This window comes from Nocardioides marmorisolisilvae (assembly GCF_031656915.1).
Classification (GTDB): Bacteria; Actinomycetota; Actinomycetes; order Propionibacteriales; family Nocardioidaceae; genus Marmoricola; species Marmoricola terrisoli.
Window position 1 is genome coordinate 2912366 of the sequence record NZ_CP134227.1, and the last position, 20881, is coordinate 2933246.

Consider the following 20881-nt stretch of genomic DNA (forward strand, 5'->3'; position numbering starts at 1 on the left):
GGGCCCCGACCGCCGTCGGTCAGCTGAAGAGTGCGCTCAGGCAGTTCGGCGCTGGATCAGCGCTCGACCTCGCCGCGGATGAAGGCCTCGACCGAGGTGCGACCCTCGTCGTCGGGGCGCTGCACCGGCGGGGACTTCATCAGGTACGACGACGCCGACAGCAGCGGCCCGCCGATGCCGCGGTCCTTGGCGATCTTCGCCGCCCGGATCGCGTCGATGATGATGCCTGCGGAGTTGGGCGAGTCCCAGACCTCGAGCTTGTACTCGAGGTTCAGCGGCACGTCGCCGAAGGCGCGACCCTCGAGGCGGACGTAGGCCCACTTGCGGTCGTCGAGCCACGCGACGTAGTCGGACGGGCCGATGTGCACGTTGCGGTCGTCCTTGAGGCCGGCCAGCGACCCGGTCAGGTTGGACGTGACGGCCTGGGTCTTGGAGACCTTCTTGGACTCCAGCCGCTCACGCTCGAGCATGTTCTTGAAGTCCATGTTGCCGCCGACGTTGAGCTGGTAGGTGCGGTCGAGGGCCACGCCGCGGTCCTCGAAGAGCTTGGCCATCACCCGGTGGGTGATGGTGGCGCCCACCTGGGACTTGATGTCGTCGCCGACGATCGGGACGCCCGCGTCCTCGAACTTCTTCGCCCAGACGGGGTCGGAGGCGATGAAGACGGGGAGCGCGTTGACGAACGCCACGCCGGCGTCGATCGCGCACTGGGCGTAGAACTTGTCGGCCTCCTCCGATCCCACGGGGAGGTAGGAGACGAGCACGTCGGCGTTGGTGTCCTTGAGGACCTGGACGATGTCGACGGGGTCGGCTGCGGACTCCTCGATCGTCATGCGGTAGTACTTGCCCAGCCCATCCAGGGTGTGGCCGCGCTGCACCTCGACGCCGATGGTGGGCACGTCACAGATCTTGATGGTGTTGTTCTCCGAGGCGTTGATGGCCTCGGACAGGTCCTTGCCGACCTTCTTGTCGTCGACGTCGAACGCGGCGACGAACTCGACGTCGGAGACGTGGTAGTCACCGAACGTGACGTGCATCAGGCCGGGGACAACGGCGGCCGGATCGGCGTCCTTGTAGTAGTGGACACCTTGGATGAGGGAGGTGGCGCAGTTGCCCACTCCCACGATCGCTACTCGTACGGAACCCATCGGTTCGCTCCTTCTTGTGCGGTTTCTCTTCAGCTGGCCTCGGTCCGGACGGGGGCCGTGGTGGCGGCTGCTCCCTTGGACCGGGACGTCGGGGTGGTGCCGCCGGACGGTGTCCGGGGCGGGGAGTTCCGGGGCGGCGTCGGCTGGCCGTGCTCGGCGTCGATGAGCTCGGTGAGCCAACGGACCTCCCGCTCCATCGACTCGAGCGTGTGGCGCTGCAGCTCGGTGACGTAGCGGTCGGCGCCCTTGGTGGTGCCGCGGCCCTGCGCGGTGGTGGCGCGGTCGATGCGTTCCTGCAGCCGGGACCGTCGACCCTCCAGGATCCGCATGCGTACGCCAGCATCGGTGCGCGAGAAGAACGCGAACCTCATGTTGAAGTTCTCGTCCTCCCAGGCGGCCGGTCCGGCGTCGGTGATCTGCGAGGCGAAGAACTCGGTGCCGGCGGGACTGATCTGGTAGACGATCCGCTGCCGGCGCGAGACGCCGGGGGAGACCGTGGTGACCTCGGTGATCCAGCCCGCCCGGAGCATCCGCTTCAGCGCGGGATAGAGCGAGCCGTAGGAGAGCAGCCGGCCCCAGCCGAGCAGCAGGTTGAGCCGCTTGCGGAGCTCGTAGCCGTGCAGGGGCGACTCGTGCAGCAGTCCGAGGACTGCCAGCTCGAGGGTCGCGCCCTTGCTTGCCATGGTCCTGCTCTCTCGTGGATGGTGTGGCGGCGTGGATGTGTCGCCGCGTTCTATCGAGGCAATCTATCAACTCGATATATCGAGGAGTCAAGTTCGGCACGCTTCCCGGGCGCGTCCGAGGGGTCGCGTCGGTCACATTCGCAGGCGCTCTCCTCGGCCAACCCTCAGGATCAAGCCGTAACCTTGTCGCGTCCCGCCGCGAGCCCGCGGTCCCCCGACAGCGCCAGCAGCGCGGCCCCGAGACCCCCGAGACACAGCGCAGCACACAGCGCCCGAGAGCAACGGAGACCCTCGACGTGAGTGGCACCCGCAAGAGTGCATCAGGCCCGAAGCCCGGCAAGGGCCGCGGCAAGATCGACTGGCGCCGGCTGGTCCAGCGGACGCTGATCGGCTGCATCGTCGGCGTGGTCCTGCTGGCGGCGATCTTCTACTTCGCCTACCAGCGCACCACGATCCCGGATCCCAACAGCGCCTACCAGGCGCAGGCCTCCTACATCTACTACGGCAACGGGCACGACAAGATCGGCACCTTCGCCACCCAGAACCGCGAGATCGTCCCACTCTCCGACATCCCCAAGTCGATGCAGAACGCCGCCGTCGCCGCGGAGGACCGGACCTTCTGGACCAACCACGGGATCGACCCCAAGGGCATCCTGCGCGCGGCCTTCTCCAACGCCCAGGGCAACGCGACCCAGGGCGCGTCGACGATCACCCAGCAGTACGTCAAGATCCTCTACCTGAGCCAGCAGCGCACGCTCAAGCGCAAGATCAAGGAAGCGTTCCTCTCGCTGAAGATCCAGCAGGAGGAGTCCAAGCAGCAGATCATGGCCGGCTATCTCAACACCATCTACTTCGGTCGCGGTGCGTACGGCGTGCAGGCGGCCGCCAACGCCTACTTCGGGATCAATGCGGACAAGCTCAAGCCGGCCCAGTCGGCGATGCTCGCCGCGCTGGTCAACTCGCCGAGCTATCTGTCCCCCAGCGGCAGCGCGGCCCAGCGTCACGCGCTGCTCGACCGCTACCAGTACGTCATCGACGGCATGGTCAAGATGGGCACCCTCGACTCGTCGAAGGCCGACCGGATCCGTCCCCGGCTGCCGAAGGTGGTCAAGCAGCGCACCGACGACATGTACGGCGGCCAGCGCGGCTTCATGCTGACCATGGTCAAGAACCAGCTGCTCAGTCTCGGCTTCACCGACGAGCAGATCGAGGGCGGCGGCCTGCGGGTCACCACCACGTTCAACCGCAAGGTGATGGCGGCCGACAAGAGCGCGGTGCTGGCCCAGGCACCCAAGGGCCTCAAGCAGCTGCATGTCGGAGTGGCCTCGGTCGACGTCAAGACCGGTGCGCTCACCGGTTTCTATGGCGGGCAGGACTTCTTGAAGAGCCAGCTCAACTGGGCCACGGCGACGGACTCGCCGGGCTCGGGCTTCAAGCCCTTCGCGCTGGCGATGGCGCTGTCCAACGGCTGGAGCCTGAAGGACACCTTCGACGGCAACTCGCCGTACACCTTCCCGGACGGGACCGAGGTGCACAACGAGGGCGAGCGGTCGGGCGAGCCCAACGGCCACTCCTACGGCTCCCACGTGAGCCTGCTCACCGGCCTGATCGACTCGATCAACACGGTCTACATCGACCTGACCGCGTCGACGCCGGACGGACCCGACAAGATCCGCCGGACCGCGATCCGGATGGGCATCCCGGCGCGCAAGTCGCTGGAGCCCAACTCCCGGATCGCGCTGGGCAGCGCGCCGGAGAGCCCGGTCGACATGGCCAACGCCTACGCCACGATCGCCAACCACGGCATCGAGCACCCGACCTACTTCATCAAGAAGGTGACCAGCGTCGACGGCAAGGTGCTCTGGAGGCACCACTCGCACGACCGCCGCGCGATCAGCGCCGGCGTGGCCGCCGACGTCAGCTACGCGATGCAGCAGGTGGTGCGCTCGGGCACCGGTGTCGCCGCCCTGGCGCTGGGTCGCCCTGCGGCCGGCAAGACCGGCACCGCGACCAATGACAACGGCGACGTGGTCACCGCGTGGTTCAGCGGCTTCACCCCGCAGGTGGCCACCTCGGTGATGTACGTCCGCGGCAACGGCCGCCAGCCGCTGCAGGGCTACCTGCCGTCCTACTACGGCGCCGACTTCCCGGCACACACCTGGACCGCGGCGATGCAGCAGATCATGTCGGGCCTGCCGGTCGTGCAGTTCCCGCCGCCGGCGTACGTCGACGGTACGGCGCCCGCCACCGGCCACGCGCCGTACGTGCCGCCGCCGCCGAAGACCCATAAGGCCAAGCCGACCAAGCAGCCGAAGCCGAGCAACACGCCGAAGCCGACGCCGACGCCGACGCCGACGCCGACGCCGACCCCGACGCCCTCGCCGTCGAGCAGCCCGAGCTGTACTCCGAGCCCGGTGCAGGACTGCGGATCGCCGGCGCCGAAGCCCCCGAAGCACTGAGCCCCGGCCCGTGAGCGAGCCACCGGTCGCGCCGACCCGGGAGGACCCGGTGGCGGCGAGCCTGTCCGCGAGGATCGGCGGGCGGTACGGCGAGCACGGGTCGCCGCACTGGTGGTGGACCCCGGTCCGGGTCGTCCTCGCCTGCGTGGCGGTCGTGTTCGCACTGGGGATGGTGCAGCACGCGCCGTGCATGGACACCCACTGGAACAGCTCGTCGGTGCGCTACTCGAAGATGTGCTACTCCGACATCCCGTACCTCTACACCGGACGCGGCTTCGCCGAGCAGCACTGGCCGTACGCCGCCAGCAGCCGCTACCCGGCGATGGAGTACCCGGTCGGCATCTCCTACCTGGCCTGGTTCGCCTCGGCGCTGACCGCGATCGAGCCGCAGGGGCCACCGGAGAACCTGCGTGCCGCGGCCAGCGTCGCCGACCTGTGGGGCCTGCCGGGGATGGCCTCGGAGATCAACGAGAACTTCGTGATCACCGCGCTGCTGCTGCTCGGGCTGGCGCTGGTGGCGGCGTACTTCCTGGCCCGCACCCACCGCGGCCGACCCTGGGACGCGCTGCCGTTCGCCCTGTCCCCGGTGCTGCTGATGACCGGGCTGATCAACTGGGACCTGCTCGCCGTGGCCTGCGTGGCGGGCGCCCTGTTCGCGTGGTCGCGGCAACGGTCGCTGCTCGCCGGCATCTTCGTGGGGCTCGGTACGGCGAGCAAGCTCTACCCGCTGTTCCTGCTCGGGGTCTTCCTGGTCCTGGCCCTGCGGGCCGGGCCGGACCGGCGCGACCGGGTGCGCGCCTTCGCGCTGGCCACGGCGGGTGCGGTGGGGTCCTGGGTGCTGGTCAACGCGCCGGCCTGGCTCGGGGACGTCAGCCGGTGGACGAGGTTCTGGACGTTCAACGAGCACCGCGGCGCCGATCTCGGATCGCTGTGGCTGGTTGCCCAGCAGGCCGGGCACACGGTCGACGTGCACGCCCTGAACCTGGCTTCCTGGCTGGTGTTCGGCGGGTGTTGCCTGGTGGTGCTGCTGATCGGACTGCGGGCGCCGGCCACCCCCCGGGTCGCCCAACTGGGCTACCTGGTCGTGATGGCGTTCCTGATCGTCAACAAGGTCTACTCGCCGCAGTACGTCCTCTGGCTGCTCCCGCTGGCCGTGCTGGCGCGGCCGCGCTGGCGCGACCTGCTGATCTGGCAGGCGTGCGAGCTGTTCTACTTCGCCGCGGTGTGGATGTATCTCGGCGGCTGGCTGGTCGCGGCCGACGGCAGCAGCACACCGGTGTACTCGATCGCGATCGTGGTGCGCGTGCTCGGCGAGCTCTATCTGGCGGGGCGGATCGTCCGGGACCTGTGGCACCCGGAGGAGGACCCGGTGACCTCAGCTGATCTCGACGGCGTCGCTCTACCGACGGTCGACGGAGTCGCTCTACCGACGGTCGACGGAGTCGCTCTACCGATAGTCGACGGAGTCGCTCTACCGATAGTCGACGGAGTCGAAGGTGGTGGCGGTGTGCCGCACGCGCACGCCGACCTCGCTGCCGACGGCGGGCACCTCGGCGCCGGCGGGTAGGAACAGCATCGAGCACTGCATGTGCGGTGGCTCGGCGAAGAGCCGCGGCTTGCCGTCGATCGTGAACGGCGAGCGCACCAGCCCCAGGGCGTCCAGGCCGCCCCGCGCCACGGCCGCAGCCCGGTCGCGCAGCCCGGAGCCGGCGGTCGGCGCCTCCAGACCGATGCCGTGGGCGGTGCCCCCCGAGACGACCAGGATCGTGCCGGACCGTGGCGCGGTGCGCCCGCGGTAGCCGTAGACGTCGCCGCGTGCGACCGGATGGGCGTCGAGGACCGTCGCGGCGACCCGGAGCGCACCGCGGTCGCCGAGCCAGAGATCGGTGCCGACCCGTGGCCGGAAGCGCAGGTCCGGGTGTCGCCTCGCGAGGCCGGCCAGCTCGTCGTCACCCAGGTGCGAGACCCAGACCGTGCCGGTGCCGCCGGTTCCCGCCGCGACGATGTCGGTGAGCAGCGTCTCCATCTCGGCGAGATGGCTGCGCCCGGGCAGCGGCAGGTGCATCGACACGCCCTCGAGCCGGACGCCGCCCCGCCGCGCCAGGTCGGCGGCCTCCCGCAGCTCGCGCGCCCCGAATCCGTGCCGGCGCATCGAGGTGGCGCGCTCCAGCACGACCCGGGGCCGCTCCGGTGCTGCGGCCAGCGCGGCCAGGTCGTCGAGCCGTCCGACCGTGTGCAGCACGCGGTCGTCGGCGACGGCCGTGACGGCCGCGGGCAGGAACGGTCGCCACGGGGTGAGCACCAGCAGGTCCCCGTCGTACCGCTGTGCGACGTCGGGGAGCTCGTCATAGGTGCCGACGGCGAGAGTGTCGGCACCCAGCCAGCCGGCTCGCCGCGCCAGCCGGTGGTTGCCGAAGCCGTAGCCGTTGCCCTTGGTCACCGGCACCAGGCCGGGGTGGGCGGCGGCGAACCGGCGCAGGTGGTCGCGCCAGCGGTCGCCGTCGACGTGCAGGACCAGGCTCACCGCTCAGCCCCGCCGCGCCATGTAGAGGGCGAACGCGGCGTAGAGCGCCCGGTTGAGGGGCAGGTCCCACTCGCCGGCGTACTCGACGGCCTCGCCGCCGGTGCCGACCTTGAACTGGATCAGGCCGAGGTGCGGGTCGTCGGCGTCGAGGGTGTCGGTGATGCCGCGCAGGTCGTAGACCTCCGCCCCGGCAGCCATCGCGTCGCGGATCATCTGCCACTGGACGGCGTTGGAGCCGCGGACCTCACGCTTGACGGTCGAGCTCGCGCCGTAGGAGTACCAGGCGTGGCGGCCGACCCGGATCCAGATCGTCGCGGCCACCAGGTCGCCCTCGTGCCGGGCGAGGTAGAGCCGGATCTGAGTGGCGGCGCCGGGCGCGCCCAGCTCGGCGAACATGGTCTCGAAGTACGACAGCGGCCGCGGGGTGAAGTGGTCCCGCTCGGCCGTGTGGGCGTAGAGGTCGTGGAACGCCGGCAGGTCGGCTGCTCCGCCGAGGCTGACCTCGACCCCGGCCTTGGCCGCCTTCTTGATGTTGCGCCGCCAGAGCTGGTTCATCCCGGCCAGCACCTCGTCCTCGGTGCGGTCGGCCAGCGGCACCCAGAAGTTGTACTGCGGCTGGCCCGCGGCGAACCCGCCCTCGGCCGCCTGCGGTCGCCAGCCCAGCTCCCGCAGCTGGGAGACCACCGTGGCGCCGACCCGGTCGCGCTGGGTCGGCGGGAGGTCGTCGAGCCGGCGTACGGCGTCGTCGGCGATGCCCTCCTTGACCTGTGCCGCGCTCCACCGCCGCACCACCACCGGCGGGCCGATCCGGACGCCGAACGCCCCCTGGCCGCGCAGGTGGTCGGCCATCGGCCGAAGCCACGCCCCGAGGTCGTCGGTCTCCCAGTCCAGCACCGGCCCCTCGGGGAGGTAGGCGAGGTAGCGGCGCAGCCTCGGGAGCTGGCGATAGAGCACCAGCGCCGCGCCCACGACGCGTCCGTCGGCGATCCAGCCGAGCGACTCCGCGCGCCACTCGCGCTTGACCGCGGCCCAGCCGGGTGTCTGCAGGAAGCCGGCCGACTCGCGCTCGGCGAGGAAGGCGAGGTGCTCGTCCGTGCTGAGGGTGCGTACGGCGACGGGCGTGTTCACGGCCCCGACCCTACTGGCCCCGATCGACCGGGTCGGCCCGACCGTGACGACGCGCTCAGTTGTCGAAGGTCGCGATCCCCGAGGCGTTGTCGGTGCGCAGCGCGCTGCCCAGCTGGCGCAGCGCGGTGTCCTGGGGCAGCAGCACTCGACCGGCGGTGCCGCGGTGCGCGAACCTGCGGTACGGCGCGGTCAGGTAGCGGATCGCGTCCGGTCGCAGGTGTCGGGCGCGCCACATCAGGCTGCGCATGTCGCCGTTGGTGAAGGTGTCGTCGACCACGAGGTTCCGGGTGGTGTCGTGCAGCAGCCCGACGAGGTTGACGGGGTTGATCAGCATGCCGGGCGTGACCGACCCGACGAGCATCTGCTTGAGCCACTGCTGGTGCCGTTGCCCGGTGTCGACGTCGCCGTTGACCAGACCCTTGGTGGCGTCGGCGTAGCGCAGCATCTCCTGGCCGGTGTAGTGCCGCACGCCCTGGCCGGTCGGGACGGTCACGCCCCCGATCCGGTCGGTGACCGCGACGTACCCGTCGAACGAGACCTGCGCGACGTGGTCGATGCGCAGTCCCAGGTCGTCCTGGAGGGTGCTCGCCACGAGGGGGTTCCCGCCGGCTTCGTACGTCGCCTCGAGGGTCTGCTGGTCACGAACCTTCGGGTCGCCGGTGGGGGTGCTCAGATAGAGGTCGCGCGGGAAGTCGACCACGTCGGCCCGGCTGCCGTCGGCGGCGAGGTGCACCAGCTGGATCACCAGGGTGCGGGCGTCGGCCTCCAGCGTCTGGCCCGGCGCCTCGGAGCCGACCAGGAGCACGTTGGTGCCGGCACTGTTCGGGCCGGAGTAGTCCGCGAGCATCGGCGCCCGTCCGATCGCGGACAGCTGGGCGTTGAGGTAGAGCGCGTAGGCGAGCACGACCAGCACGATCGCGAGCAGCGCGCCCAGCACGATGTTGCGCGGCCGGCGCCACTTGTGCCGCCAGCGGCGGTACTTGCGACGCAGCCGGCGCCACCGGCTGTGGTGCCGGCTCCTCGTGCTGCCGTGGGACCTGCCCCGCGACGTCCCGTGGGAGCGGCCGTGGGAGCGGCCGGACGACCCGGACGATGACCCCGACGATGACCCGGACGGCGACCTTGAGGACCGTGACGGTCGGCGTTGCCCCTTGTAGTCGGGGTGCTCCCAGTCGAACGTGGCCGGGTCCAGGGTCTGGGTGGGCGGCGGTGGCGGGGGTGGTCCGATCGGCCGTCGGGCCGGTTCGGTCTCCTCGTTGCTGCCGGGGTTGCTGCCGGCGTTGGAGCCGTCGTTCGTGCCGGCCGGGTCGCCCGCCGGCCGATCCACCGGACCCGTCACAGGCGCTCCCTGAGCCAGGCGATGTCGGCGCGGTGCTCCTCCGCTCCGCCCGGCGTCTCGCAGACGACTGGCGCCGCGGCCGCACGCACCACCGCGACGAGCTCCTCGGCGTCGAGGTGTCCGCTGCCGAGGTTGGTGTGCCGGTCCGCACCGGAGCCGAAGTCGTCCCGGCTGTCGTTGGCGTGCACCAGGTCGATGCGGCCGGTGATCGCGCGGATCTTCTCGACCGCGGTGGTCAGCGCCAGGCCGCCGGCCCATGCGTGGCAGGTGTCCAGGCAGAAGCCGACCTGCTCCGAGCCGTCCGCCCGTGCGATGGACTCCCACAGCGCCGCGATCCGGTCCAGCCGGCGGCTCATCGCGTGGTCGCCGCCGGCGGTGTTCTCGATGAGCATCGGGATCTTCAGGTCGGTGGCCTCGATCGCCTTGCGCCAGTTGTCCAGCCCCTTGTCGGGATCGTCCTTGGCGGTCACATGGCCGCCGTGGACGACCATCCCCTTCGCGCCGATCGCCGCGGCCGCGTCCATGTGCTGTTGGAGCAGCTTGCGGCTCGGGATCCGGATCCGGTTGTTCGTGCTGGCGACGTTGATGACGTACGGCGCGTGCACATAGAGGTCGACCCCGGCCTCCTCGGCCGCGGACCGCAGCGCCTCCGCGCCGCCGGCGTACCGGACCTCGGGTCCCTTGTAGTCCTGCGGGTCGCCGAGGAAGAACTGCACGACGTCGGTGCCGCGCGCACGCGCCTGCGCCACCGGGTCGCTCTGGTCGACGTGCGCGCCGATCCGGACCAGGGCGGACTGGGAGGACATGGGGACACCCTATGAGCAGGACCACCCCGCCCTCGACGGCCGCCACGACGATTCGCGCCGACGGCCCTGCGCTTGTTACCCTTGCCTGTCGCTTCGCTGCCCGTGCAGCCGGAGCCCTCCTGTCACGGAACGTCCGTGGCCGCTCAAGTCCGAAGGAGGTAGGCGCATCTTGCGTGCCTACGAACTGATGGTCATCCTCGACCCGAACCTCGAGGAGCGCACCGTCGCCCCCTCGCTGGACACCTACCTGAACGTCGTCCGCAAGGACGGCGGCAGCGTCGACAACGTCGACGTGTGGGGTCGTCGCCGACTGGCCTACGAGATCAACAAGTTCGCCGAGGGCATCTACGCCGTCGTGTCGCTGCAGGCCGAGCCGGCCACCGTCAAGGAGCTCGACCGTCAGCTCGGCCTGAATGAGTCGGTACTGCGCACTAAGGTCATTCGACCGGACGTTCGCTGACGTTCCGGCACCGAACCACACGGACCTAGGGAGACTTCGCATGGCAGGCGAGACCGTCATCACGATCGTGGGCAACCTGGTCGACGACCCGGAGCTCCGCTTCACCCCCTCGGGCGCGGCGGTGGCCAACTTCCGGATCGCCTCCACCCCGCGCACCTTCGACCGTCAGAGCAACGAGTGGAAGGACGGCGAGGCGCTGTTCCTGTCCTGTGCGGTGTGGCGGCAGGCGGCGGAGAACGTCGCCGAGTCCCTGCAGAAGGGCATGCGCGTCGTCGTCCAGGGCCGCCTCAAGCAGCGCTCCTACGAAACCCGTGAGGGCGAGAAGCGCACCGTCGTCGAGCTCGACGTCGACGAGGTCGGTCCCAGCCTCAAGTACGCCACCGCGAAGGTCACCCGCGCATCCCGCGGCGGCGGTGGCGGCTACTCCGGTGGCGGCGCGGGCGGCGACGACCCGTGGGCGTCGAGTCCCGCCCAGCAGCAGACACCGCAGCAGTCGCAGCAGTCGCAGCAGCCCTCCCAGGGCGGCGCCTGGGGCGGGCAGCAGTCCGCTCCCCAGCAGGGCGGCCAGGACCCGTGGAACACCCCCGGCTCGGACGAGCCCCCCTTCTGATCATCCAACCAACCACCCATTCCGGCCCCGACGAACTGCACGGGCCGGGCTCGAAAGGAGCACCACAATGGCCAAGGCAGTCATCCGCAAGCCGAAGAAGAAGGTTTGCCAGTTCTGCAAGGACAAGGTGTCCTACGTCGACTACAAGGACACCAACCTGCTGCGCAAGTTCATCTCCGACCGCGGCAAGATCCGTGCCCGCCGGGTGACCGGCAACTGCGTCCAGCACCAGCGCGACGTGGCCACGGCCGTCAAGAACGCCCGTGAGGTCGCCCTGCTCCCCTACACCTCGACCGCTCGTTAGAAGAGCACAGCAAGGGATTCGAGAAGACTATGAAGCTCATCCTGACCCAGGAGGTCTCCGGCCTCGGTGGCCCCGGCGACATCGTCGAGGTGAAGGACGGTTACGGCCGCAACTACCTGATCCCGCAGGGTTCGGCGATCCGCTGGACCCGTGGCGGGGAGAAGACCATCGACGCGATCAAGTCCGCCCGGTCCGCACGCGCGGTCCGCGACACCGACCACGCCGCGGAGGTGAAGGCGCGGCTCGAGGGCGGCACCTTCAACGTCCGGGTTCGTGCCGGTGAGGGCGGTCGACTCTTCGGTGCGGTCACGCCCGGGGACATCGCCGAGGCCATCAACGCCGGCGGCGAGACCGAGCTGGTCGACAAGCGGACCATCCTGGTCGGCAGCCCGATCAAGTCGCTCGGTGCGCACACCGTCAAGGTGAAGGTCCACGACGAGGTCGAGGCCACCGTCTCGCTCAACGTGGTGTCCGACTGACCCAGGTCGATCCGCAGGGTCGATCCGCAGGATCCATCCGACTCACGCGCCGTCAGGAAGGCCGCTCCCCGTCGGGGGGCGGCCTTCGTGCATCCTCGGGGAGTCGCTCACGCAGCGTCCACTCGCGTGGGCCGGGGCCACCGAGGAACTCCCGTCGGTGCACCATGAACAGGTAGAACACGAACGCCACGTTGACCAACCCGATCAGCACCAGCGTCGGTCCCTCGAGCCGGCTGGCGCCGCCGCCGTACGCCACGATCGGGAGGACCACCAGGGCGACGAGTCCCCAGGACAGGACGCCGAAGCGGCTCACGACGTAGCGGTCCCGCGGTTCGGCCGCTGCGCCGGCCGCGCGGATACGGCGGGCCAGGAACAGGCTGAACAGGGTCTGCGGAAGGCTGATCGCCCATTGGCCGGAGATGGTGATGTCAGGGTTGTAGCGCGGCACCAGCAGATGGTTGAGCTGGGGGAACCACAGCGGGACGCTGACCAGCAGAGCCAGCGCCGCGAGCCACCTCACGCTCGCCAGCTCGAGGCCGCTGGACCGGCCAAGCGCCCACACCCCGGCGACCACCAGGACCCAGCCGATCGGGTCGGGCAGCGCGTCGTAGAAGCGCCACGCCGGATGGGGGTGCGCCGGGAAGTTCGCCGGAAGGATCACGATCACCAGGCCCATGGCGATCTTCTGGAGCGGCGTCACCCGGTCAGCGTAGAGCCGCCGGCCGCGGAGCGTGGCGCGCCCAGCCAGGCCTGACCGCGGGCCCGCAGCCCGAGCACCACCGCGCGGCCCCCCATGAACGCGACCGCGAAGGCGACCCACAGCCAGGTCAGCCCGTGGCCCCCGAGAACCACCCAGAGCGCGACCGGTGCGAACACCGCCAGCACCACCACCTGGGCCGCAGCCAGGTAGCGGTTGTCACCCGCGCCGATCAGGACGCCGTCGAGGACGAAGACCAGGCCGGCGACCGGCTGGGCGATCGCGGCGACCAGCAGGGCAGGTGCGAGGGCGTGCAGCACCCGGGGGTCGTCGGTGAACAGGCGGCCGAGGACGGTGGCACAGGCGAGCAGCACCAATCCGGTGAGCACTCCGAGCGCGAGACCCCAGCGAACCAACGCGCCGGTGAGTCGGCGGGTGGCGGTCCAGCGGCGGGCGCCCAGCTCGGTGCCGACCATCGTCTGCGCCGAGATCCCGATCGCGTCGAGCACGAAGGCCAGGAAGCTCCAGATCGTCAGCGCCAGCTGCATCGCGGCGAGGTCGACCGAGCCGAACCGGGTGGCGCCCCAGGTCATCAGCAGCAGTGCCGCCCGCAGCGCGAGGGTGCGCACGATCAACGGCACCCCGGCAGTCCCGGCCCGCCGGATCCCGGTCAGGTCCGGGGCGAGTGGCGCGCCGGCCCGCCGTACGCCGCGGAGCAGGACCACGAGCAGGACCGTCGCGGCCGCGACCTGCGCGATCAGCGACCCGAGTGCGCTTCCGGCGATGCCCAGGCCGTTCCAGCCGCCGACGCCGTACACCAGCAGGAGGTTGAGGGCGATGTTGGCCAGGTTCGCGGTGACCGCCACCACCAGCGGCGTGCGCAGGTCCTTGACGCCGCGGAGCACGCCGACCGCGGCGAGCATCACCAGCATCGCCACGACGCCGAGCAGGCTCACGTGCAGGTAGGTCACGGCGTACCCGGCGACCTCGGGAGTGGGGCCGAACAGGCCCACGATCCGCGGTACCAGCGGCTCGGTGACCAAGGTGATCAGCAGGCCGACTCCCACCGCCAGCCAGACCCCGTCGACACCCTGGGCCAGGGCACGGGAGGTGCGGCCGGCGCCGATCTCCCGGGCGACCGCCGAGGTGGTCCCGTAGGCCAGGAAGATGCACAGGCTCTGGATCACGCCGAGAATGGCGACGGCGATGCCCAGGCCGGCCAACTGGGCGGTGCCCAGATGGCCGACGATCGCCGTGTCGGCGAGCAGGAACAGCGGCTCGGTCACCAGCGCGAAGAACGCCGCAACGCTGAGGTGCCAGATCTCCCTCCCCCAGCGGTCCGGCATGGGCCGAAGCGTAGGCCAGCAGCCTCCGATGGGCTGGCCCGCGCCTGTGCATAACTGCCCTGAGGTTGTGGTTTCAGGTCCGTTGTGAACCTTTGTCGACAAACAGATCGGCCGATCCCAGATGGCGAAACGGGCGCAAGAAAGTTGCCAGAAAACTTTTGTCCACAGCCGGTGGACGCATGAAACCGCAGGTCAGCGTGGGTTTTGGGGGCGTGGGTCCGATGTAGTCCACAAGAACCTCGCCGGTCGGTGCACATCTTGCTCGGCGTGTTCCACATGCCACCCAGGGTTATCCACAGGGTCCTGTGGACGGCGGGCTGTGCGGACCTCGGGTCGGGGGCCTAACCTCACTCGGTCCGGTGCGGGTCGGCGCGGTTTCCGGGGGTGGCCATCCCTACCGTGCGAGCCAGGACGAGACGCAGGAGAGTGGGGGCGGATGAGCATCTCGGAGGCCGGGTTCGAGACGTCGGCGGGCGACTACTTCACCATGCCGGGGCACGGGTCGGAGGGTGGCAACCAGGAGGCCTGGTCGGGGCGGATGCCGCCGCAGGATCCGGACGCCGAGCAGTCGGTGCTCGGGTCGATGCTGATCTCGAAGGACGCGATCGCCGACGTCAACGAGCAGGTCAAGGGCACGGACTTCTACAAGCCCGCGCACGAGACGATCTACGACGCGATCATCGACCTCTACGGCCGCGGCGAGCCGGCCGACCCGGTGACGGTCGTGGCCGAGCTGCAGCGTCGTGGCGAGCTGCAGCGCGTCGGTGGTGCGACGTACCTGCACACCCTGTCGGCGAGCGTGCCGATCGCCGCGAACGCCGCCTACTACGCCGCGATCGTGCGCGAGAAGGCGATCCTGCGTCGACTGGTCGACGCGGGCACCAAGATCGCGCAGATGGGGTACGCCGGCGAGGGCGACGTCGATGACACCGTCGACCGGGCCCAGGCCGAGATCTACCAGATCACCGAGAAGCGGCAGAGCGAGGACTATGCGCCGCTCAGCGACATCATGGAGGGCACCCTCGACGAGATCGAGGCGATCTCCAACCATGACGGCAGCCTGCGCGGCGTCCCCACCGGCTTCGCCGACCTCGACGAGCTGACCAACGGGCTGCAGCCGGGCCAGATGGTCATCGTCGCCGGCCGACCCGGCATGGGCAAGTCCACCCTCGGCCTGGACTTCTGCCGATCGGCGTCGATCCACAACAACCTGGCCTCGGTGATCTTCAGCCTCGAGATGGGGCGCTCCGAGATCACCATGCGGCTGCTCTCCGCCGAGGCGAAGGTGCCGTTGAACCACATCCGCAACGGGCCGATGTCCGACGAGGACTGGACCAAGCTCGCCCGCAAGATGGGCGAGGTGTCCAGCGCGCCGATGTTCATCGACGACTCGCCGAACATGACGATGATGGAGATCCGGGCCAAGGCCCGGCGGCTCAAGCAGCGCCACGACCTGCGGCTCATCGTGATCGACTATCTGCAGCTGATGAGCTCGGGCAAGAAGGTCGAGTCCCGTCAGGTCGAGGTCTCGGAGTTCTCCCGCCAGATCAAGCTGCTCGCCAAGGAGCTCGAGGTCCCGATCGTTGCGCTCGCCCAGCTCAACCGCGGCTCCGAGCAGCGCTCGGACAAGAAGCCGATGGTCTCCGACCTGCGCGAGTCCGGCAGCCTGGAGCAGGACGCCGACATCGTGATGCTGGTGCACCGCGACGACGTCTACGAGCGCGAGTCCACCCGGCCCGGCGAGGCCGACATCATCATCGGCAAGCACCGCAACGGCCCGACCCGCGACGTCACCGTGCTCTTCCAGGGCCACTACTCACGCTTCGTGGACATGGCCCACTGAGTGCTCGTTTGTTGTCGAGATGCAGCGAGCTTTTCCAAACGCGCCGGCTCTCCCATCGCGGCGCGCGGAGAGGCGCCATCCATGAACAGGACCGGACACCCCGACGGGATGTGAGGTTCAGTTCCAGAGCGTGAGCTTGTCCGGGTTCATCATCAGACGCACATCGGTCACGAGCCCGGCAACGACGTCGAGGGTGACGACGCCGATGATCCGGCCGTCGTCCCAGAGTGCGAACCCGAGCCCGTCGGGGGTCTCCTGGTCCAGAACCACGGCCGTCGGATTCTTCTGCAGCGCGCCGAACAGGAATCGAGCCACCTTGTCCGCGCCGACGACCGGGTTGCGTGCCGCCGTGACGATGCCGCCGCCATCGGAGCGAAGCACCACGTCCGGGTCGAGCACAGTGATGAGACTGGCGATGTCGCCTGTCCGAGCCGCCGCGGCGAACGCTCTGACCACCTCGTCGTGCTCGGCACGCGATACGCGACGGCTTCGGCTCTGTTGCACACGCCGGCGGGCCGAGGTGGCGAGCTGCCGACATGCCGCAGGGGTGCGGCCGACGATCTCGGCGATCTCGGCGAAGGGCATCGCGAACACGTCGTGCAGGACGAACGAGACCCGCTCGGCCGCTGTCATGGCCTCCAGCACGACGAGCAGAGCGGTGCTGATCGACTCGTCGAGCGTGACGCGTTCGAGCGGGTCTTCGCCGGCGTCCGGCGCAGCAGGGAACGCGTAGGCCGGGACCGGCTCTGGAAGCCACGGGCCGACGTATCGCTCGCGCCGGTGTCGCGCGGAATCGAGGACGTTCAGGCAGACGCGGCTGGCGACGCGGGTCAGCCAGGCTCGTGGCACCTCGATCGCATCACGTTCCTCCTCGCTGAGCCGGTACCACCGGATGTAGGTCTCCTGCACCGCGTCCTCGGCCTCGGCGACGGTGCCGAGCATCCTGAACGCAAGGGAGATCAGATGTCGTCGTTCGCCCAGCACCTCGGCATGCAGCGCGTCACGTTCTTCGGGGGTCATCGCGTCCTCCTTTCGACTGTCTGACCGGGCTGCTGACCGATGTGTGAGGCAGAAACCTCACATCCGGGTCGCCTGCGCTGTCCTGGAGGGTATGAACGCAAAGCCTCACTCCCATCCTCTCCCGCTCCCGAAGCACGCTGAGGTCGCGAAGGTGACACGATGAAGATCGTCGTCGCCGGTGCGACCGGCTCCCTGGGAACACGGGTCGTCGAGGCGGTTCGCGCCGCCGGTCACGAGCCGGTGTCAATCAGCCGAGAGACAGGCGTCGACCTCATCAGCGGCGCCGGACTCACGGAAGCACTGCGGGGCGCGACGGCGGTCATCGACGCGTCCGCGACGAGCAGCACCTCCACGAAGGCATCCATCGACTTCTTCACGACCGTGACGCGGAACCTGCTGGCCGCCGAGCGTGCCTCGGGGGTGCCCCATCACGTCGCGATCTCCATCATCGGCGCGGCGAAGGTCAACGCGAACTACTACGCGGGCAAGGCTGCTCAGGAGGCGATCCTGCAAGCAGAGCCGGGAGGCTGGTCGCTGCTGCGCACGACACAGTTCCACGAGTTCGCCAGGCAGCTCGTGGCTCACGGCAAGCTCGGCCCGCTCCAAGGTGTGCCGAAGATGCGGTCGCAGCCGATCGCCGCCGCCGAGGTCGCCGCCGAGCTCGTCGCCATCGCCTCTGGCGATCCTCGCGGGATCGAGCCCGAGCTCGCGGGACCGCAGGAGGAGAGGATGGCCGACCTGGTACGGCGATACCTTGCCGCGCCGGGCAGGCGCCGGCCGGTCCTCGAGGTCTCGATCCCCGGAGACTGGGGCCGTGGCATGCGGGACGGCTCCTTGCTGCCGAAGGCGGGGACGCGTCTTGGACGGCAGACCTTCGATGAATGGCTCGTCACGCAGACCCGCTGACCTCGCATCACCGCAAGGTCAGTGCATCTGACGCCTCAGACCTCAGAGGAGAATGGACAACCAATGCGCATCTTCCTCGCCGGCGGCTCCGGCGTCATCGGAAGCAGACTGATCCCGGTTCTTGCCGAGGCGGGACATGACGTCACCGCGACGACGCGTCGCGCGGAGAACATCGACTACATCCGAGATCGAGGCGCCCGACCCGTCGTGGTCGACGTCTACGACGCCCCCCACCTGACAGTCGCTGTGGCGGACGCCGCGCCGGACCTCATCCTGCACGAGCTGACCGACCTGAACGACTTCGACACCGAGGCCAACGCCCGGCTCCGACGTGCGGGCACCGCGAACCTGGTTGCCGCGGCACAGGCCGCTGACGTGGGTCGCATGATGGTCCAGAGCATCGCGTGGGCCTATGAAGACGGCAGCACGCCGGCCGTCGAGGACGACCCGATTCAGGCTGGCTCGCCGATCGAGGTGATGGAAGACCTCGTGTGTCGCCTTCCCCACGCGACCGTGCTCCGCTACGGCATGCTCTACGGACCGGACACGTGGTACGCACCGGGCGCCCGCATGGCAAACGCCGTCACAGCCGGACTTGTCCCTGCCACCCCAGCGATCACCTCGTTCGTCCACATCGACGATGTGATCGTCGCGACCGTCCAGGCCATCGACTGGCCAGATGGGGCCTACAACGTCGTCGATGACGAGCCAGCGCCCGCCACCGAATGGCTCCCCGCATACGCCACCGGTCTCGGCGCCCCCGCGCCGACGATCGGGGAAGTGCCCGAAGGTGCTCCACTGGGCCGTGGGGCCTCCAACACGAAGGCCCGCTCGGCCGGCTGGACACCGATGTACCCGACCTGGCGCGAGGGCTTCCCTCGTGCTTGACGTGCAGGAGTGCGGGAGCACCCGCGCACGACGCGGAGCCCGGCGGAGCGCGTTCGGACTGACCGCGCCGCCCAGATCGAAGGACAAACCCCAATGACCGTCTTCATCCGAATCGGACTCGCCATCTTGTTCCTCGACGAACTCGTGGTCGGCGCGTGGAACGCGATCTCTCCTGAGACCTTCTACCGCTACTTCCCAACCGTCGACCTGACCCCGCCGTTCAGTGAGCACTACGCCCGAGACTTCGGCGGCGCGACCCTCGGCATCGCGCTCCTGCTCGGCGTCGCCATGGTCAAGCCGAAGGCACACTTCGTCACCCCCGCGGCGCTGGCCTACTCGTTCTTCGCCGTGCCGCATTTCTTCTTCCACGTCGCGCATCTCCAGGGCGCCACCGTCGGTGAGGCCGTCGCTCTCACCGCCGCGAACGCCTCGGTCGCCTTGCTCGGCATCGCGATCATCCTTGTCACGATTGCGCGCGACCGGCGCATGGCCCAGCAGCAGACGAGAGCCGCGCCGCACCCGACCTACTGACAGCGAGGAGTCACGACATGGCCAGGATGGTCGTCGGAGTAGGCGCTTCGGAGGTTCAGATTGCCTCGTGGCGCGGCTGCGGACCCACTTCGCCGCCCGCGCTCGGGCTGAACTGACCCGCTACCGGTTCGACTTCGCCCGCCGGGCAGGTGCCGACGCGAGCAGCACCGGCATCAGCTCACGGACCTGGGTCCGCAGGTCGTCGAGCACGCCCTCGCGCTCGCACAGGTAGCCGAGGAGTGCCTGCTGGAACAGTCCGTCGAGCAGGCCATAGGTGACGCGCGGGGTCATCGCGGCGGGCCGCCCGGCGAGCTCGGCGTACGTCGACACGACCCGCCAGACCATGTCCTCAAGCGTCTGGTCGATCTGGAGCACGGCCTCGCGCAGGCTGTTCTCGAACATGCTCTGGGAGCGCAGGTCGTACCAGAGCCGGTGCATCGGCGCCTCGTCCACGATCGTCTCGACCAGCTTGTCTGCGAACGCCTCGACCAGGCCGTCGGGCGTGGTCGCGTCGGCGACGACGCCGTCGTAGCGGTGCACGCAGGTCGCCTTGTACTGGCGCACGCAGTAGACGATCAGCTCGAGCTTGTCGTGGAAGTAGTAGTGGACGACGCCATGTGAGAACTCGGAGTTGTTGGCGATCTCGCGCAGGCTCGCGCGGGCGTAGCCAAGCTCACCGAGGGTGCGCAGGGCCGAATCGGCCAAGGCGCGGCGCCGCTCGTCGTGCTTGTCGGCGGGCGAGCGACGCGAGGTCGCTGTCGTCATGAGGCCCGACCCTACCGCCTCTGCTGCGGATCTCTGGACGAACGTCCAGATTTTTCTTGACGATTGTCCAGAGAAGTCTTGACAGTCGTCAAGGAAGCCGATTGTGTGGCCCACGTCACCGCGTACCACTCACGCCGACGAAGGAGTCGCACACCATGACCGAAGCAGAGCTCTCCGGGCGCACGGCGCTCGTGACCGGAGGTGCCCAGGGCCTGGGCCGGAAGTTCGCCGAGCATCTCGCCGCGGCCGGTGCCACCGTCGTGATCGCCGACCTGCAGGACACCAAGGGCAAGGAGGCCGCCGAGGCGGTCGGCGGCCACTACGTCCACCTCGACGTCACCGAGGACGCCTCATGGGCGGCCGCCGTCGCCGGCGCGGTCGAGGAGACCGGTGGCCTCGACGTCCTCGTCAACAACGCCGGCATCGAGATCGCCAGCCTCTTCGTCGACCTCGACCCGGACGTCGTCCGGCGGATCCTCGACGTCAACGTCGTGGGCACCTCGCTCGGCATCAAGCACGCCTTCCGAACGATGGGCCCGGGCGGTCCGGCCGGCAAGGGCGGCGTCGTCATCAACATCGCCTCCGTCGCTGCCACCATCGCGTTCCCCGCACTGTCGGCGTACTCAGCGTCGAAGTCGGCGGTCGACCGGCTCACCCGGGTCGCCGCAATGGAGAGCGGCAAGCTCGGGCTCGGCGTCCGGGTCAACTGCGTCTACCCCGGCCTGGTCCCCAACGAGATGGGTGCCGGCCTGGCCAACGAGATGACCACGCTCGGCCTGTTCCCCTCGGCCGAGGAGGCGGTGGCCGGCGTCGTCGCCCTGACCCCGTCGGGTCGGCTGGCCACCGAGGATGAGATCGCCGACGCGGTCACCTTCCTGGCCTCCGACCGCGCCCAGTTCGTCAACGGCGCCGGCCTGCCGGTCGACGGCGGGATGGGGATGTGAG

Annotated in this window: 21 protein-coding genes; 11 read left to right on the forward strand and 10 right to left on the reverse strand. The window is 69.7% G+C overall.

The features are described 5' to 3' along the window. Positions 1–56: 56 nt before the first annotated feature. Positions 57–1148 carry an inositol-3-phosphate synthase gene (locus Q9R13_RS13990; protein WP_310961783.1) on the reverse strand — a complete coding sequence of 364 codons (1092 nt, stop codon included), beginning with the start codon at positions 1146–1148 and terminating at the stop codon, positions 57–59. Between the two features lie 29 nt (positions 1149–1177). After that, positions 1178–1831: a PadR family transcriptional regulator gene (locus Q9R13_RS13995; RefSeq protein WP_310961784.1), complete on the reverse strand. Its 654-nt coding sequence runs from the start codon at positions 1829–1831 to the stop codon at positions 1178–1180. 296 nt (positions 1832–2127) lie between these two features. On the opposite strand from Q9R13_RS13995, the gene Q9R13_RS14000 reads away from it, so the two are divergent. Continuing rightward, the gene (locus tag Q9R13_RS14000; RefSeq protein WP_310961785.1) at positions 2128–4290 is read left to right on the forward strand and encodes a transglycosylase domain-containing protein; all 2163 of its coding nucleotides are present in this window, start codon (positions 2128–2130) and stop codon (positions 4288–4290) included. A 10-nt stretch (positions 4291–4300) separates the two neighbouring features. Continuing rightward, on the forward strand, positions 4301–5857 hold the full coding sequence (locus tag Q9R13_RS14005) for a glycosyltransferase family 87 protein (protein WP_310961786.1): 1557 nt from the start codon (positions 4301–4303) through the stop codon (positions 5855–5857). Here Q9R13_RS14005 and Q9R13_RS14010 read toward each other — a convergent pair. From Q9R13_RS14010 to Q9R13_RS14025, 4 genes are read right to left on the reverse strand one after another with little or no spacing between them, the layout of a single operon-like run. Beyond that, entirely contained in the window at positions 5762–6814 is a 1053-nt protein-coding gene (locus Q9R13_RS14010; protein ID WP_310961787.1) for an alanine racemase, read from the reverse strand. The two genes, Q9R13_RS14005 and Q9R13_RS14010, sit on opposite strands and share 96 nt — an antisense overlap. Before the next feature lie 3 nt (positions 6815–6817). Next, complete coding sequence (locus Q9R13_RS14015; protein ID WP_310961788.1) at positions 6818–7942, reverse strand: lipid II:glycine glycyltransferase FemX; 1125 nt, start codon at positions 7940–7942, stop codon at positions 6818–6820. 55 nt (positions 7943–7997) lie between these two features. Then, positions 7998–9269: an LCP family protein gene (locus Q9R13_RS14020; protein ID WP_310961789.1), complete on the reverse strand. Its 1272-nt coding sequence runs from the start codon at positions 9267–9269 to the stop codon at positions 7998–8000. Between the two features lie 8 nt (positions 9270–9277). Beyond that, positions 9278–10087 (reverse strand): deoxyribonuclease IV, encoded by an 810-nt coding sequence (locus tag Q9R13_RS14025; RefSeq protein WP_310961790.1) that lies wholly within the window; start codon positions 10085–10087, stop codon positions 9278–9280. A gap of 169 nt (positions 10088–10256) precedes the next feature. On the opposite strand from Q9R13_RS14025, the gene rpsF reads away from it, so the two are divergent. From rpsF to rplI, 4 genes are all read left to right on the forward strand, one after another. Next, positions 10257–10547 carry a 30S ribosomal protein S6 gene (gene rpsF, locus Q9R13_RS14030; protein ID WP_310961791.1) on the forward strand — a complete coding sequence of 97 codons (291 nt, stop codon included), beginning with the start codon at positions 10257–10259 and terminating at the stop codon, positions 10545–10547. A gap of 40 nt (positions 10548–10587) precedes the next feature. Next, positions 10588–11157, forward strand: coding sequence for a single-stranded DNA-binding protein (locus tag Q9R13_RS14035; RefSeq protein WP_310961792.1), 570 nt, complete (start codon positions 10588–10590; stop codon positions 11155–11157). Positions 11158–11224: 67 nt separating this feature from the next. Next, positions 11225–11461 carry a 30S ribosomal protein S18 gene (gene rpsR / locus Q9R13_RS14040; protein ID WP_310961793.1) on the forward strand — a complete coding sequence of 79 codons (237 nt, stop codon included), beginning with the start codon at positions 11225–11227 and terminating at the stop codon, positions 11459–11461. Between the two features lie 29 nt (positions 11462–11490). After that, on the forward strand, positions 11491–11940 hold the full coding sequence (gene rplI, locus Q9R13_RS14045) for a 50S ribosomal protein L9 (RefSeq protein ID WP_310961794.1): 450 nt from the start codon (positions 11491–11493) through the stop codon (positions 11938–11940). Positions 11941–11992: 52 nt separating this feature from the next. Here the strand turns inward: rplI and Q9R13_RS14050 are convergent, their stop codons facing one another. Together Q9R13_RS14050 and Q9R13_RS14055 are read right to left on the reverse strand one after the other, a co-directional pair. Further along, a complete protein-coding gene (locus Q9R13_RS14050; RefSeq protein WP_310961795.1) occupies positions 11993–12640 on the reverse strand; it encodes a hypothetical protein in 648 nt (215 codons plus the stop codon). Further along, on the reverse strand, positions 12637–13983 hold the full coding sequence (locus Q9R13_RS14055; protein WP_310961796.1) for an MATE family efflux transporter: 1347 nt from the start codon (positions 13981–13983) through the stop codon (positions 12637–12639). The genes Q9R13_RS14050 and Q9R13_RS14055 overlap by 4 nt, the downstream gene beginning before the upstream one ends. Positions 13984–14470: 487 nt before the next feature. Here Q9R13_RS14055 and dnaB point away from each other — a divergent pair, with 487 nt between their 5' ends. Further along, positions 14471–15826: a replicative DNA helicase gene (dnaB, locus tag Q9R13_RS14060; protein ID WP_310965095.1), complete on the forward strand. Its 1356-nt coding sequence runs from the start codon at positions 14471–14473 to the stop codon at positions 15824–15826. A gap of 117 nt (positions 15827–15943) precedes the next feature. Here the strand turns inward: dnaB and sigJ are convergent, their stop codons facing one another. Continuing rightward, positions 15944–16846: an RNA polymerase sigma factor SigJ gene (gene sigJ / locus Q9R13_RS14065; protein ID WP_310961797.1), complete on the reverse strand. Its 903-nt coding sequence runs from the start codon at positions 16844–16846 to the stop codon at positions 15944–15946. 159 nt (positions 16847–17005) lie between these two features. Between sigJ and Q9R13_RS14070 the strand changes: the two genes are divergently transcribed. The 3 genes from Q9R13_RS14070 to Q9R13_RS14080 all read left to right on the forward strand — a co-directional run bounded on the left by Q9R13_RS14070 (position 17006) and on the right by Q9R13_RS14080 (position 19171). Continuing rightward, positions 17006–17752, forward strand: coding sequence for an SDR family oxidoreductase (locus tag Q9R13_RS14070; protein WP_310961798.1), 747 nt, complete (start codon positions 17006–17008; stop codon positions 17750–17752). 63 nt (positions 17753–17815) lie between these two features. Beyond that, positions 17816–18640 (forward strand): NAD-dependent epimerase/dehydratase family protein, encoded by an 825-nt coding sequence (locus Q9R13_RS14075; protein ID WP_310961799.1) that lies wholly within the window; start codon positions 17816–17818, stop codon positions 18638–18640. 93 nt (positions 18641–18733) lie between these two features. Further along, the gene (locus Q9R13_RS14080) at positions 18734–19171 is read left to right on the forward strand and encodes a hypothetical protein (protein ID WP_310961800.1); all 438 of its coding nucleotides are present in this window, start codon (positions 18734–18736) and stop codon (positions 19169–19171) included. 120 nt (positions 19172–19291) lie between these two features. Here Q9R13_RS14080 and Q9R13_RS14085 read toward each other — a convergent pair whose 3' ends face one another. Further along, complete coding sequence (locus Q9R13_RS14085; RefSeq protein WP_310961801.1) at positions 19292–19936, reverse strand: TetR/AcrR family transcriptional regulator; 645 nt, start codon at positions 19934–19936, stop codon at positions 19292–19294. A 155-nt stretch (positions 19937–20091) separates the two neighbouring features. Between Q9R13_RS14085 and Q9R13_RS14090 the strand changes: the two genes are divergently transcribed. Beyond that, positions 20092–20880, forward strand: coding sequence for an SDR family NAD(P)-dependent oxidoreductase (locus Q9R13_RS14090; protein ID WP_310961802.1), 789 nt, complete (start codon positions 20092–20094; stop codon positions 20878–20880). Position 20881 lies beyond the last annotated feature (1 nt).